Raw genomic sequence first — 14,500 nt, 5'->3', positions numbered from 1 at the left:
AAACCTTGTTCTATTTACCTAGACAAAATCGTGAAAAAATCTCGTCCAAAAGATCTTCTCCCGCCTCTTCGCCAATCGCGTAACCAAGCTGGGCATAGGCCGATTGAAGCGCAACGGCAATCAAGTCGAGCGTAGCACCTGCGGCAGCCGAATCCATAGCGGAGGACAAATCCTGCTTTGCCAATTGCAACAACTGCGTCTGACGTGCATTTGCCATATAACTGGCGTCCATATCCATTGCGATTTCCTGTTCGATGACGTCGATCACGCGATCCGCAAGTGCATCAATGCCCTCTCCCGTCTTCGCTGAAAGGTAGACGACACCCCGAGCAACCAATCCTTCAATCCATGCTTGCGTATCCCGCCGCACTCCCTGGTCCGCCTTGTTGACCACGACAATTCGCCGCATTTTGGCCGTCTCCCGTTCGAGTGCCCAATCGTCGTCCGTCAGTGGTTGACTTCCGTCGTAAACCAGAAGAACCAACTCCGCGTCGGCCATCGATTGGCGTGATCGAACAACGCCGATCTGCTCGACGACATCCTCTGTTTCCCGGATGCCCGCTGTATCCATCAGCCTGAGCGGAATGCCGCGCAAATTGATATATTCCTCGAGCACATCGCGCGTCGTCCCTGGAATATCCGTTACAATCGCACGTTCCCTTTGCAGCAGCGCGTTTAACAGCGACGACTTACCCACATTCGGACGACCGACGATGGCCGTCGCTACACCTTCGCGCAACACCCGCCCAAGCGCTGCCGAGGCAATCAATTGATCGATACGCCCCAACAGTTGTTCGCCGACAGTCAACACCTGCTGGCAAGCCACGTCCTCCACATCGTGTTCGGGATAGTCGATCGTCACCTCTACATGCGCTTGCAAGGCCAACAATTCCTTGCGAATAGAGCGCACCTCGTCACCAAAGCGGCCCTCCACCTGTCGCAACGCCATCTTGCCGGCGAACTCTGTCTTCGCCCTGATTAGGTCGATCACGGCTTCGGCTTGCGACAGGTCCATCCGCCCATTGAGAAATGCACGTTTCGTAAACTCCCCCGGCTCCGCCATGCGGGCACCTGCCGCGAGACATGCCGCAAGCACCGATTGCAACACATGCACGCCCCCGTGCACCTGCAACTCAAGAACATCCTCGCCCGTATAACTGTGGGGTCCAGGCATCCATAGCACGATCGCCTCATCAAGCGGATCATCCGAACCCGGCTGCACAACGTGCCCATAGCGCATTGTGCGTCGAGCCAAACGGAGCGGCCGTCCAGAAGGGGTTCGCACCAACTTCTCACCGATGGATTGTGCCATCTCACCGCTCACTCGGACAATGCCAACACTGCCCTCTCCGATTGCCGTAGCGATAGCCGCGATGGTATCCTCCTGCACACCCTCACCTCCAACAGATCGTAACAAGAAACCCCACTTCGCAGCGGGGTCACGCAAGAGTCGTTCAGTTCTATCCGATGGGTACCAACTGTCCCTTCGTCCGCTTAATCGACAAAATGGTTCCGCTTAGGGGCCACCTTCACCCGCCGATACGGTTCTTGACCTTCGCTTAACGTGGTGACATCTTCTCGCCCTTGCAAATACGTGTGAACCCATTTGCGATCCGCCGACGGCATCGCTTCTAACGACACTGGCCGTCCCAAGCGAACAGCTCGCTCCGCCGCCTGGTCAGCTATTCGACGCAAGTTATCCTTACGTCGCTGTCTATATCCTCCGGCATCGACTGCAAATTTGACAACGGAATGGGCATTGCGGTTTGCAACAACATTGACCAAGTACTGCATGGAATCAAGCGTCGACCCGTGACGTCCAATCACAATTGGCAATGCATCTTCTCCACATGAAATGGACAAGGGCACTGCGCCCTCCTCTGTCAATTGCTCATCGGCTGAAACACCTGCGGAAATCCCCATCTTTTCGAGCAACCCATGCAAGAACTCCTTGGCCATATCGAGCGGAGTATCAATGACGCGAACTTCCACTTCGGCATCTTTGCCACCAATAAAACCAAACAGCCCCTTCACTGGCTCAGAAATCACACGAATCTCCGCCTGCGACCTCGAGACGCCAAGGCGCACAAGCGCCGACGTAACCGCCTCTTCAACCGTCCGTCCGGTTGCGACCACTTTTTTCATCTAGGCCACTCCCTCAGTCAACACGTTACACGCAGCCCTCAAGTATCCCTCAGTCCACCGTCTCTGTATCGGAACGCGCAGTCGAGTCATCCTGTTGATCAGCCTGTTTAGGAGCACTTGATTTACGCTTTTCCGATTTACCCCCGCTTGCCGAAACAGGTTTCGACTTGTCCTTCCGATCACCACTTGCCTTAGCAGAAGATCCGCGGCCGGAAGCTCTCGATCCCGTCGAGACCTTCGTAGATCTTTGATTCGCTTTCACAGGTGCCGCTACTTCAGCAGTCGTTCCTGCTGTGGCCAAATTGCCCTTTGCAGTTGGACGGGTGATGAAAAAGTATGTTTGAATCGCCGTGATTAGGTTTGTGTAAATCCAGTACAACACAAGTCCACCGGGTAAACGCGCACCGATGAAGAAAATCATGACAGGCATCACGAACAACATGGCACGCTGCTGCGCAGGCTGGTTACGCATGGTCAACCACGACGATAGCAGCGTCGACAAGCCTGCCAAAATAGGCAAAACGTAATAAGGATCATGCTGTCCTAAACGAAAGATCCCAAGAAACGTGCTCTCACGCATGTTGGGATTGCCGAGAATAGCGCCGTAAAACGCGTATAAAAACGGAAGCTGGATGAGCATGGGGAAACAACCCGCAAGCGGATTGGCACCTGTCTCTTGGTACAGCTTCATGGTTTCTTCTTGAATCTTCTGGTTGTCTCCCTTGTACTTGGAACGAATCTTCTGAATCTGCGGCTGCAACTCCATCATGACACGCTGATACCGAAGTTGCCGAATAAACAGCGGCAGGATGATCAAACGAACGATGACCGTCATGATCAAGATGGCGATCCCGTAGTTATTGCCGAGATGCCGGGCAAAGAAATCCATCAAGTCTGAAATGCCATGAAGAATTGTACCCCATACATTATGTGGCCAATGGCCCGGCTTGCTTGGGTACATACCGCACCCTGTCAGGGCAAGCACTACCACCGCACTGAGTAAAAACGTCCATTTTCTCTGCGTGCGTTTCGACTTCAACCAGATATCCCCCTACTTCGTCTGCGGAACTTCGTCAACGCCGCCTGGATGCCATGGACCGCATTTAACCAATCGGCGAATCGCGAGCCAACTACCGTAGACAGGCCCGAATCTCACAAGAGCTTGTACAGCGTATTCAGAACACGATGGTGTAAACCGACAAGTTGGAAGCGTCATCGGTGAAATGAACAATTGATATGCACGAATCAGCTTGATCAGAAACCATCGCATCCGCACTCATCTCCGGTCACATCATATCACGATTTTGGACTTATGGAGGAGCTTCGACACATCTTGATACAAAATTTGAAAATCCGCACCTGCGGCGTCCGTACGGCAAACCACTACAATATCAATGGACTTGTCTTTCAACTCTGGCAGCCACGTTTGGAAAACCGCCCGCAACACCCGTTTTAGACGGTTGCGAACCACCGCATTGCCCACTTTTTTACTGATGGAGAAACCAACACGTACACGACCTTCACGATTGTCGCAATAATACAATACGAGCCTCGCTGTCGCAAACGACTTCCCGCGCCGAAACACACGGCGAAAATCTCGGTTTTCTTTTAAACGAAACTGGCTCTGCAAACCCAGTCCTCCAGTCCCGGTACATTCATCAAAAAAGGCCACGAAACGTGGCCCTTACGCTGATAGAACTTTACGGCCCTTGGCGCGGCGTGCGGCCAAGACGCGACGACCGTTCTTTGTCGACATCCGCTTACGAAATCCGTGGTTCTTTTTGCGTTTCCGTACATTCGGTTGATAGGTCGGCTTCATCAGGACACCTCCCTTTTCAGGCAAAAGACAGACGTTAGGTACAATACACAATGATACTCCACTTGTCAATCGAGGGTCCATCCACCTATCCACATGTGGATAACATTGAACACAACCTTATTTTTTCTCCCAACCTCCTACATCATCCACAGCCGAACACACATTTCCACAGCCCCACTACATTTCGACACTAGTGACTATGGATTGTGTGGAAAAGATACATTTCGACATTGCTCGACGCCGAATTTATCTGCTATGATAAGCCCTATCGTTATCCACAGACGCTGTGTATGATTCGCTTATATCCACAGCTTTATCCACAGATTGTGGATAACCTTTCCCACACCCTATTTATATGTTGATAGATTCGCAGATAATATCCACAGGAAGCCTCGTTGAAGGGCTGCCGTCTCATGTCATTCCTCGACTCCCGGGTGCTGTGGATAACTTTTTCTTTCATCACTAGGGGGCTTCTTGTCTTATGAGTGCAGGCTTAGACGCGACGTACCTCGATACCCTCTGGGATCAGGTGCTGATCATGCTCAAGGAGCGCTTATCCGGCCCAACATTCAACATCTGGTTTGAAGAAACGAAGATTATACGGCTGGATGAAGAAGCGCGTACTTTATATGTCCTTGTGCCGTCTACCTTCGTACGAAACTGGATAGAACAGCGCTATACAACGATGATCCAAAACCTCATTATTGCGCTGACCGAGCAGGAATACCGGATTCGATTCGTCACACCTTCTAAAGAAGAGGAAACCGCCGCCACGTTGGAGGTACCGGTGGATCGTCAACCTGTGCCTACCGCTGGACAAACGTCGGCCGAAGAGGACGGAGATACCACCGCGTCGCTCATCCCTCGTTATACCTTCGAGACCTTCGTCATCGGCGCCAGTAACCGTTTTGCCCATGCAGCCTGCTTAGCGGTCTCAGAACGCCCGGCGCAAGCTTATAACCCGTTGTTTATCTATGGCGGTGTCGGCCTGGGCAAGACGCACTTAATGCACGCGATTGGACACTACGTCAAAGAGCACAATCCACCAGCCAAGGTTCGCTACCTTTCATCCGAGAGGTTCACCAACGAATTCATCACGGCGATTCGCGACGGCAGTACGGAAAGTTTTCGAAGCAAGTATCGATCCATAGATGTACTACTTATTGACGATATTCAGTTTCTCGCGAACAAAGAACAAACCCAGGAAGAGTTCTTTCACACGTTCAACAGCCTTCATGAAGCGGGCAAACAAATCGTCATCAGCAGCGATCGCCCTCCCCGTGAAATCCCGACGCTGGAAGACCGGTTGCGATCGCGCTTTGAATGGGGGCTCATCACCGATATCCAGCCGCCTGATCTAGAGACCAGAATTGCAATCTTACAGCGAAAGGCAAAGTCCGACGGACTCGATATCTCCGAGAATGTACTCGCGTACATCGCAGATCAGATTGACTCCAACATCCGCGAGCTGGAGGGCGCACTGATACGCGTCGTCGCCTATTCGTCATTGGTCAATGAAGACGTAACGCCGGAACTTGCGCAGGTCGCGCTGAAAGACATTATTCAACCGAATCGGCCACGCGCCGTCACGGTCAACCAAGTACAAAAAGTCATCAGTGATCACTTCGGCTTGCGCATCGACGACTTGCGCGGCAAAAAGCGCACGCGCAATATTGCGTTTCCGCGCCAAATCGCCATGTATTTGACACGCGAATTAACCGATATGTCGTTGCCGCGAATTGGAGAGGCGTTTGGTGGGCGCGATCACACAACCGTCATGCATGCTTGCGATCGCGTCGCGGAGGAATTGGAGAAAGATGTGGATTTACGAGCAACGATTGATCGACTGGCTGAAGCCATCCGAACCCTGATGTGAAGATATACACACCTATGCACATGTGGACAACGCGAACCCTACACTTATCCACATGCTTATCAACAGGCTGTGTATGATATATTTCTTCATGATCCGACACTTATCCACATATTCACCGCACCTATGACTATGAATACGATCTTGTTAAAGATCTAAATCTACTCATTCTAAATCAAGAAAACGAGACACCTAAGGCTCATCTTCGGCCTCAGGAAGGAGTCGACGTGCATGCGTTTCGCCATATCCAAAACAGCATTGGCTCTTGCTATACAAACTGTTTCGAAGGCGGTTGCGGTTCGTACCCCAAAACAGGCATTGGCGGGAATCTTGCTTGAAGTGAGTGAAAACGAGCTCGTTGCAACGGCATATGACTTGCAACTAGCGATCCAAATGCGAATCCCAAGTGATGATCATAACCAGTTGATCGTTGCCGATCCGGGTTCCATCGTTCTACCAGCACGTTACTTCAGCGACATCGTTCGCAAACTTCCGGATACACAGATCTCTATGCACGTCGCCAGCAACTATATGACCGAAATTTCATCTGGAAATGTGCAGTTCCACCTGCACGGCATTGATGCCGATGAGTTTCCTGAACTACCTAAGTTTCTTGGTATCACAGGGGCTCAAATCCCTTCATCAATGCTTGCACGATTGATTGAGACTACGGCATTTGCCACGGCAACGTCCGAAGTTCGCCCGATTTTGACAGGGATTTCGATTACCTGTAAAAATGACGAGCTCACCTTTGTCGCGACAGACGGTTTGCGCTTGGCCAAACATCGCGTTGTCCAAGCCAATCTCCCGAACTGGGAAGCTGTCATACCGGGGAAATCCCTGATTGAACTGGCCAAGATTTTGCCAGATAACGACGATCCAGTCGACATCTACCTAACACCCAGCCATAGCTTGTTCGTATGCGGGCAAACGAGTTTCTATACACGATTGCTCGAAGGCACATACCCGGATACGTCTCGCTTGATCCCCACGTCGGCCAAAACTGAAGTGATCGTATCAAGCGATGAAATGCTTGGCGCCATCGACCGAGCCGCCTTGATTGCGCGCGATCGCGATAACAACATGGTTCGTCTAGAAATGGAGCAGGAATCCATCACTGTCTCATCAAGCTCACCGGAGATCGGCAATGTCTTGGAGACCGTTCAAGTCTTGCAGAAGCAAGGGGATAACTTGCAAATCGCATTCAATGCCCGCTATGTTATGGACGCGTTGCGAGCCCTCAATGCGGCGGAAGTCAACATTCGGTTTAACGGTCCGACACAAGCATTTGTCATCGAAAAGACGGGCGATTCATCGATCCTCCAGCTGATCTCGCCAGTGTTGTGGAGGTAACTATGGAAATTCGCATTGAACATGGCTACATCACATTGGGGCAGCTTTTAAAACGCCTTGATATCGTGTCTTCGGGTGGAGAGGTCAAAGCGTATCTCGCGGAGCGGAAGGTTCATGTCAACGGTGAAGCCGAGCAGCGCCGCGGACGCAAATTAGTTCCTGGGGACGTTCTTGTGATTGACTCGCAGACGTATCGATTGGTCGGAGATGAGCATGCGGCTCCATAATCTCTCGTTGCATAACTTTCGCAACTATGAAGAGCAATTGCTCGCATTAGGACCAGAAGTCAATGTGTTCTGCGGGGAGAATGGACAAGGCAAGACAAACGCACTCGAGGCAATGTTGCTGCTCGCCGTTGGCAAGTCCCATCGTACCAGTAAGGACAAAGACATGGTTCGTTGGACAGCCGATAAGGCCGTGATCACAGGAGACATTGTGTGCCATTCGGGTTCTCGTTCGCTCCGCCTTGAGCTTGGCGGAAACGGCCGCAAAGCGTACATCAATCGCCTTCAGTTAGGGAAAATGACCGATTTTATCGGTCATTTTCAGGTTGTGCTGTTTGCACCGGAAGATCTCCAATTGGTCAAGGCAGGTCCGCGCGAGCGCAGGCGCTTTCTTGACGTGGAACTTGGGCAAACCCAACCTCTGTACCTGCACCATCTAACCCATTACAACCGAACTCTTGCCCAGCGCAACAAGCTTTTAAAAGACGGTGCGAGTGATCCAACTCTTTACATGTCATTTGACGCACAGCTTGCTCATCATGGTGCTCATGTCCTGCAACGACGGTTGCGTTTTCTAGAAGAGCTACAACGGTATGCAAAGCAGATTTACGATGAAATTTCCGAAGGACGTGAACAGTTCACTTTCCGCTATGCAAGTTCGATTGGCGAGGTGCAAGCGGGCCATTCTATCGACGAGATCGCGGAACGAATCGAGCGGGCGCTTCTCGGCAAGCACTCGACAGACTTAAGGATGGGATATACAACCGTTGGGCCGCATCGGGACGACTTGCGTCTCTATCTAAACGGCCAGGATGTCCAGAGTTTTGCAAGCCAGGGGCAGCAGCGCACGATCGCGCTCGCTCTCCGCTTGGCCGAAATTGACTTTATGTACCAGGAGCTCGGCGAGTATCCGGTGCTGCTCTTGGACGACGTGTTATCCGAGTTGGACGATAGACGACAGAGAAATTTGGTCTTGTCCATGAGCCGAAAGGTACAGACGATGATTACAACGACGAGCCTATACCACTTGGAGCGCGAGCTTGCAGACGGTGCCCGGCTCTTCCGAGTCGCTTCTGGTATAATAAGCTGTGATAACGTCTGAATGAGCAAAAACTCGGTGATTCTGTAAAGATGAACATCCGAGAGGCTTTGCTCTGTCTTGACGTGAGTGTGGAGGGAACCTAGTTGTCAGAACAAGTGTACGACGAGTCGCAAATAGAGGTCCTGGAAGGCTTGCAGGCTGTGCGGAAACGCCCTGGTATGTACATCGGATCGACCAGTGTCAAAGGCCTGCACCATCTGGTCTGGGAAATTGTCGACAACGCCGTCGACGAAGCACTGGCGGGGCGATGCACGAGGATCGTCGTCCAGGTTCACCCGGATAATAGCGTCAGTGTCATAGACAACGGCGCCGGGTTTCCCGTCGGGATTCACGCCAAGACAGGGCGGCCCGCGGTGGAAACGGCCTTAACTGTCCTACACGCAGGTGGCAAGTTTGGCGGTGCCGGATATAAAGTATCAGGTGGTTTGCACGGTGTCGGTGCATCCGTTGTGAACGCTTTGTCTGAATGGCTGAAAGTTGAAGTCCATCGGGACGGCAAGATTCACGTACAAGAATACGAGCGCGGGACTCCGCTGTACGACTTAAAGATTGTCGGGGAGACGAATCGAACAGGCACAACTGTCACGTTCCGGCCGGATCCAGAGATTTTCACGGAAACGACGGAGTTTTCAGCGGAGACGCTGCAAAATCGCTTACGGGAACTGGCGTTTTTAAACGCCGGGCTCGAGATTGTGCTCGAGGATGAGCGCGAGGGCGGGAAGCGTTTCGAGTACCACTACGAAGGTGGTGTCAAAGAGTTCGTTCTCTATCTGAACCACTCAAAGGACGTCTTGTTTCCTGAGCCGATTTACGTACAGGGCGTGAAAGAAGAGGTCACGGTCGAGATTGCATTGCAGTATAACGACGGCTACAGTTCGACCTTGTACTCGTTTGCAAACAACATCAACACCGGCGAGGGTGGTACCCACGAAGCCGGTTTTAAGAGCGCACTGACCCGTATTATCAACGATTATGGTCGTCGCAATAACCTCGTTAAAGGCAGTGACGGCAGTCTGACAGGCGATGACGTCCGCGAAGGGCTTACAGCCGTTGTCAGTGTGAAAGTTCCGGAGCCACAATTTGAGGGACAAACCAAGACAAAGCTGGGTAACAGCGAAGTCCGCGGGATCGTCGAAAGTCTGTTCGGAGAGCGGCTACAAATCTTCCTCGAGGAGAATCCGTCTGTGGCTCGCAGGATTCTCGAAAAGTGTGTGCTTGCCGCACGTGCCCGAGAGGCAGCTAAACGGGCTCGCGAACTTACTCGCAACAAAAAGATGGAAGTCACGAGTTTGCCTGGAAAGTTGACGGATTGCGTTTCAAAGGACCCAGAAGTCTCGGAATTGTATCTCGTCGAGGGTGATTCGGCCGGGGGATCGGCAAAGGGTGGGCGAGATCCGCAAACACAAGCCATCTTGCCGCTGCGGGGGAAGATTATCAACGTCGAAAAGGCCCGCTTGGACAAGGTGTTGTCCAACGAAGAAATCAGGGCCATTATTACCGCATGTGGCACCGGTATCGGCGACGAGTTTGATTTGAGCAAAGCCCGTTATCACAAAATCGTCATTATGACAGATGCCGATCACGACGGCAGCCATATTCGCATCCTGCTGTTGACGTTGTTCTATCGCTTTATGCGGCCGCTCATCGATGCCGGCTATATCTATATCGCACAACCGCCACTCTACAAGATTGAGAAGGGCAAAGTGATTCGCTACGCCTACTCCGATGCGCAACTGGAGCAAGCGTTGCAAGAAATGGGCAGACAGGGCGTGAAGTTGCAGCGGTACAAGGGCCTCGGGGAAATGAATGCCGACCAACTCTGGGAAACGACGATGGACCCAGAGTCTCGTACATTGCTGCAAGTCACGATGGAAGACGCGATGGACGCCGACATGATCTTTAGCACCTTGATGGGCGACAAGGTCGAACCACGCCGAGATTTCATTGCAGAGCACGCGCGTTATGTGCGGAACCTCGACGTGTGACGGCAGTCCGCCAGGGGAACCCAGACGGGAAAATTCCGATGAGGGGTGAATGACATGGCAGAACAGAATAGTTCTCGCGGCGTCCTACCGATCGATATCAGCCAGGAGTTGCGGAACTCGTTTATGGATTACGCAATGAGCGTCATCGTTGCTCGGGCAATTCCCGATGTTCGCGATGGCCTCAAGCCTGTTCACAGGCGGATTTTATATGCGATGTACGATGCCGGCATGACGCCGGACAAGCCATACAAAAAGTCGTCGCGCATCGTCGGCGACGTTCTTGGTAAATTTCACCCGCATGGCGATACGGCCGTGTACGACGCATTGGTGCGTCTCGCACAGGACTTTTCGACGCGATATCCGCTGGTCGATGGCCATGGTAACTTCGGCTCCATCGACGGTGACTCAGCCGCCGCCATGCGTTATACAGAATCTCGTATGTCTGCGATCGCGCTGGAGTTGCTGCGCGATATCAACAAAGAGACGGTCGATTTTATCCCGAACTACGACGAGCAGGAGCAGGAACCCGTCGTTTTGCCTTCGCGGTTTCCAAATTTGCTTGTTAACGGATCGAGTGGGATCGCCGTTGGTATGGCGACCAACATTCCGCCGCACAATTTGCGTGAGGTCATCGATGGGGTCATCATGCTTATCGACAGGCCCGAGGCAACGGTGGATGACCTGATGAAGGTGATTAAAGGTCCAGACTTTCCCACGGGCGGCTTGATTCTCGGCCGTGATGGGATCCGCAAAGCGTATGAGACAGGGCGGGGGTCCATCACGGTTCGTGCCGTCACGCATTTTGAAGAGATGTCTGCGGGCAAAACGCGAATTGTCGTCACGGAGATTCCATACCAGCAGAATAAAGCCCGAATCGTCGAGAAGATTGCGGAACTGGTGCGCGACAAGAAGGTCGATGGTATTACCGATTTGCGCGACGAAAGTGACCGCAAGGGCATGCGTGTCGTGATCGAGTTGCGCCGTGACGTGCGCCCACAGGTTGTGCTGAACAATCTCTTCAAACACACGAGTTTGCAGGCGAGCTTCGGTGTCATCAACTTGGCCTTGGTGAACGGCGAACCAAAGATTCTAACGCTTCGGGAGACATTGGTTCATTATCTCAATCACCAACGCGAAGTTGTACGTCGGCGTACGCAGTACGACTTGAACAAGGCGGAAGCACGGGCCCACATCCTCGAAGGTTTGCGGATTGCCCTTGATCACCTTGATGCCGTCATCGCACTCATTCGCGCGTCGCAGACGGTCGATGAAGCGCGCGAAGGGTTGATGACTTCATTCGGTCTGTCCGAGGAACAGGCACAAGCGATTCTCGACATGCGCTTGCAACGGTTGACAGGTTTGGAGCGGGAGAAAATTGAGCAGGAATATGCAGAGTTGATGGAGCGCATTCGCTATTTGCGCTCGATCCTTGCCGACGAGTCACTGCTCTTGGGTGTCATCCGCAACGAATTGCTGGAGATTCGGGATAAGTATGGTGATGATCGGAAGTCGAAGATCATCGCGGCAGAGGGCGAGATTAACGAGGAAGACTTGATTCCCGTACATGACGTCGTGATCGCCATTACGCATCGCGGCTACATTAAAAGGATTCCGCTTTCGACGTACCACAGTCAGAAACGCGGGGGCCGTGGCATGTCGCTGATGGGAACGCGCGATGAGGACTTCGTCGAGGGGTTACACGTCACGTCGACGCACGATTACCTCTTGTTTTTCACGAATCGTGGGCGCATGTACGCGATTAAGGCCTATGACGTACCTGAGTTCAGCAGGCAGGCGCGCGGTATTCCTATCGTGAATTTGCTGAACGTCGAGCAAGACGAGAAAATCAACGCCGTGATTCCGGTAAAATCGTTGGACCCGTCCGAGATTGACGGGATCAATCTCGTCTTTGCCACCCGGCAGGGAATTGTCAAAAAGACGCCGCTAAGCGAGTATTCCAACATCCGCAAGAATGGCTTGATTGCGATCAATCTTCGCGATGACGACGATGTGGTCGGAGTTAAGTTGACAGACGGATCGAAGGAAATCATGATGGTGACTCGCCTGGGCCTGGCGATCCGTTTCCCCGAGACCGATGTACGTCCGATGGGGCGTGCCGCTACGGGTGTCAAAGGCATTTCGCTGGGCGCGAAGGACGAGGTGATCGCAATGGACATTGCAGAAGACGATCACGATGTCCTTGTGGTCACGTCCCGCGGTTACGGCAAGCGTACGCCGGTGCAGGAGTATCGTGCCCAGTCCAGAGGCGGCAAAGGGATTAAGACCATCAATTGCACGCCAAAGAACGGGCAGGCGATTGAAATGTGCATGGTGACGGCGGATGACGACTTGATGATCATCTCGCAATCGGGCGTCGCAATACGTATTCATGTGCGCGACATTTCTACGCAGAGCAGGAATACACAAGGCGTGCGATTGATTAACGTAGACGAGGGACAGGAAGTGGCTTCCGTCAGCCGTGTGATTGGGGACGACGACACTGACGAAGCCGATTCACAAAGTTGAGTGAGTGTTGTCGCAGTGGGCGGTTCTACATACCGCCCACTGGAGATCGTGGTTCCAGTTTGCTACGATGAGGATCCGAGGAGGAGACGCCGATGACCAACGTGCTTTGGACGTTTCTAGTTCATACAGGAGCCATGTACCTTGCGTTTGCGGTCTTTGTAGGGCTTTGCTTTATCGTGGTGAACGCACTCGTTAAGGAATAACGAAATATGTTTTGGCTGCCGGTTACTGCGGCGGATCGGGAAATGAGGGAAAAGAATGTTCCGGAAGTTGACCGCGTGCGATCACGACCGGGTGTTGCCGTTCTTGACGCGCAGACCGTCGCAGAATCTGTTTCTGCTTGGTGATATCGAGGCACACGGATATGATGTGCCCTTTCAGGAAGTGTGGGGGTACATCGACGATAGGGGCGATGTGCGCACCGTGCTCCTACGCTACTTTGGCAGCTTTATTTACTCAACAGAAACGGGAGAAGGCTCCGAGGAAGCTGTGCGCATTCTTTCGGCAAACACTGCATGGACGTTGCTTCAGGGAGATTCGCTGTCGCTTGCGACGTTTCGGAAGCAAGCTGGGTACATACCAAGTCGCACGCGAGAGTTTCACTTTGCAGAACGCAAACCTGGTGCGCCCCGTCCACACATCGATACGTCGCTGGTGCAAGAGGCGACACTCGATCACGTTGATGCGCTGTTACAGTTGCGGCGTACCATCGTGGAGTTTGCGGATAGTACAACGACGCGAGAAAGTCTCAGACAGTCCATTCAGTCGCGTACAGGACTCCACTATTTTGTTCCCGGCGAAGCGGGAGAACTCGCATCGGCCGCTTCAACTGTCGCTGAGAATTCGCTTTCGGCAATGGTTGTAGGTGTATGTACAAGGCCTTTGTACCGTGGACAAGGATATGCCACGCAGTGCGTGGCTAAAATCTGCGAAACGTACGACGAACGCGGGAAGAGGCTTTGTTTGTTCTATGATAATCCCAAAGCGGGCGAGATTTATTATCGCCTTGGATTTCAGGAAATTGGGGGCTGGACACAGTTCTATCGCTGAACTGGTGGACAGTCCCCTTTAACTTTTATTTTGATATATTGACACTTGTATCAAAAGGTGTTAACATCCTTTTCGCCGCTGATTCAGCGGCCTTCATCTTGCAGAGTTACGCGTCTTCAGGTTCACTTCAGATGATGGCTTTGCACCAACATCTTCTAGTGGACAAACGTGAGACTGCGTAGTATAGTAGTCGATGCCGCTTCGGACGGCGCAGTTTGCGACGCCAAGCAGCACAGTCGGTAAGAAGCTGTTTCTCGCCAGCGAGTGAGCGATGCAAAACTTACCGATTGACGATGAAGTGTAAGCTGTGATATATTGATTGGGCTGCCTCGAACGGCAGCGTCGCTCCTTGAAAACTAAACACACACCACGCCAGTTTATCTGTCTCGCGTATGCGGGATAGTGAGATTTCATTGAGAGTTT

13 protein-coding genes are annotated in these 14,500 nt (G+C 52.4%); 7 read left to right on the top strand and 6 right to left on the bottom strand.

Going from position 1 to position 14,500, the window contains the following annotated elements:
- Positions 1 to 10: 10 nt before the first annotated feature.
- The 6 genes from mnmE to rpmH all read right to left on the bottom strand — a co-directional run bounded on the left by mnmE (position 11) and on the right by rpmH (position 3,964).
- The gene (gene mnmE / locus C7445_RS12395) at positions 11 to 1,390 is read right to left on the bottom strand and encodes a tRNA uridine-5-carboxymethylaminomethyl(34) synthesis GTPase MnmE (RefSeq protein ID WP_134160770.1); all 1,380 of its coding nucleotides are present in this window, start codon (positions 1,388 to 1,390) and stop codon (positions 11 to 13) included.
- Positions 1,391 to 1,494: 104 nt separating this feature from the next.
- Entirely contained in the window at positions 1,495 to 2,145 is a 651-nt protein-coding gene (gene jag / locus C7445_RS12390; protein ID WP_134160769.1) for an RNA-binding cell elongation regulator Jag/EloR, read from the bottom strand.
- Positions 2,146 to 2,194: 49 nt separating this feature from the next.
- Positions 2,195 to 3,184: a YidC/Oxa1 family membrane protein insertase gene (locus C7445_RS12385; protein WP_134160767.1), complete on the bottom strand. Its 990-nt coding sequence runs from the start codon at positions 3,182 to 3,184 to the stop codon at positions 2,195 to 2,197.
- Between the two features lie 12 nt (positions 3,185 to 3,196).
- Positions 3,197 to 3,415 carry a membrane protein insertion efficiency factor YidD gene (gene yidD, locus C7445_RS12380; RefSeq protein ID WP_134160765.1) on the bottom strand — a complete coding sequence of 73 codons (219 nt, stop codon included), beginning with the start codon at positions 3,413 to 3,415 and terminating at the stop codon, positions 3,197 to 3,199.
- Positions 3,416 to 3,436: 21 nt separating this feature from the next.
- Entirely contained in the window at positions 3,437 to 3,775 is a 339-nt protein-coding gene (gene rnpA, locus C7445_RS12375; protein ID WP_134160763.1) for a ribonuclease P protein component, read from the bottom strand.
- Between the two features lie 54 nt (positions 3,776 to 3,829).
- Complete coding sequence (gene rpmH / locus C7445_RS12370; protein WP_040288739.1) at positions 3,830 to 3,964, bottom strand: 50S ribosomal protein L34; 135 nt, start codon at positions 3,962 to 3,964, stop codon at positions 3,830 to 3,832.
- A 481-nt stretch (positions 3,965 to 4,445) separates the two neighbouring features.
- On the opposite strand from rpmH, the gene dnaA reads away from it, so the two are divergent.
- From dnaA to C7445_RS12335, 7 genes are all read left to right on the top strand, one after another.
- Positions 4,446 to 5,840, top strand: a complete 1,395-nt coding sequence (gene dnaA / locus C7445_RS12365) for a chromosomal replication initiator protein DnaA (protein WP_134160761.1) — start codon at positions 4,446 to 4,448, stop codon at positions 5,838 to 5,840.
- Positions 5,841 to 6,068: 228 nt separating this feature from the next.
- The gene (dnaN, locus tag C7445_RS12360; protein ID WP_134160759.1) at positions 6,069 to 7,190 is read left to right on the top strand and encodes a DNA polymerase III subunit beta; all 1,122 of its coding nucleotides are present in this window, start codon (positions 6,069 to 6,071) and stop codon (positions 7,188 to 7,190) included.
- A gap of 2 nt (positions 7,191 to 7,192) precedes the next feature.
- Positions 7,193 to 7,417 (top strand): S4 domain-containing protein YaaA, encoded by a 225-nt coding sequence (yaaA, locus tag C7445_RS12355; protein WP_134160757.1) that lies wholly within the window; start codon positions 7,193 to 7,195, stop codon positions 7,415 to 7,417.
- Positions 7,404 to 8,516, top strand: a complete 1,113-nt coding sequence (recF, locus tag C7445_RS12350) for a DNA replication/repair protein RecF (RefSeq protein ID WP_134160755.1) — start codon at positions 7,404 to 7,406, stop codon at positions 8,514 to 8,516. Before yaaA ends, recF begins: the two co-directional genes overlap by 14 nt.
- Positions 8,517 to 8,599: 83 nt before the next feature.
- On the top strand, positions 8,600 to 10,501 hold the full coding sequence (gyrB, locus tag C7445_RS12345) for a DNA topoisomerase (ATP-hydrolyzing) subunit B (RefSeq protein ID WP_134160753.1): 1,902 nt from the start codon (positions 8,600 to 8,602) through the stop codon (positions 10,499 to 10,501).
- Between the two features lie 54 nt (positions 10,502 to 10,555).
- Positions 10,556 to 13,027, top strand: a complete 2,472-nt coding sequence (gene gyrA / locus C7445_RS12340) for a DNA gyrase subunit A (protein ID WP_134160751.1) — start codon at positions 10,556 to 10,558, stop codon at positions 13,025 to 13,027.
- Between the two features lie 258 nt (positions 13,028 to 13,285).
- Positions 13,286 to 14,077 (top strand): GNAT family N-acetyltransferase, encoded by a 792-nt coding sequence (locus C7445_RS12335; protein ID WP_134160749.1) that lies wholly within the window; start codon positions 13,286 to 13,288, stop codon positions 14,075 to 14,077.
- Positions 14,078 to 14,500 lie beyond the last annotated feature (423 nt).

The organism is Alicyclobacillus sacchari (assembly GCF_004366795.1).
GTDB lineage: Bacteria > Bacillota > Bacilli > Alicyclobacillales > Alicyclobacillaceae > Alicyclobacillus > Alicyclobacillus sacchari.
The sequence above is the reverse complement of the archived record's forward strand: the minus strand, read 5'-3'. Positions and strand labels throughout refer to the sequence as shown.

Bases quoted from the DNA above. Each gene is read 5' to 3' on its own strand.
- jag (WP_134160769.1), bottom strand. From the start codon at position 2,145: ATGAAAAAAGTGGTCGCAACCGGACGGACGGTTGAAGAGGCGGTTACG.
- yidD (WP_134160765.1), bottom strand. From the start codon at position 3,415: ATGCGATGGTTTCTGATCAAGCTGATTCGTGCATATCAATTGTTCATT.
- rpmH (WP_040288739.1), bottom strand. From the start codon at position 3,964: ATGAAGCCGACCTATCAACCGAATGTACGGAAACGCAAAAAGAACCAC.
- dnaA (WP_134160761.1), top strand. From the start codon at position 4,446: ATGAGTGCAGGCTTAGACGCGACGTACCTCGATACCCTCTGGGATCAG.
- dnaN (WP_134160759.1), top strand. From the start codon at position 6,069: ATGCGTTTCGCCATATCCAAAACAGCATTGGCTCTTGCTATACAAACT.
- yaaA (WP_134160757.1), top strand. From the start codon at position 7,193: ATGGAAATTCGCATTGAACATGGCTACATCACATTGGGGCAGCTTTTA.
- recF (WP_134160755.1), top strand. From the start codon at position 7,404: ATGCGGCTCCATAATCTCTCGTTGCATAACTTTCGCAACTATGAAGAG.
- gyrA (WP_134160751.1), top strand. From the start codon at position 10,556: ATGGCAGAACAGAATAGTTCTCGCGGCGTCCTACCGATCGATATCAGC.
- C7445_RS12335 (WP_134160749.1), top strand. From the start codon at position 13,286: ATGTTCCGGAAGTTGACCGCGTGCGATCACGACCGGGTGTTGCCGTTC.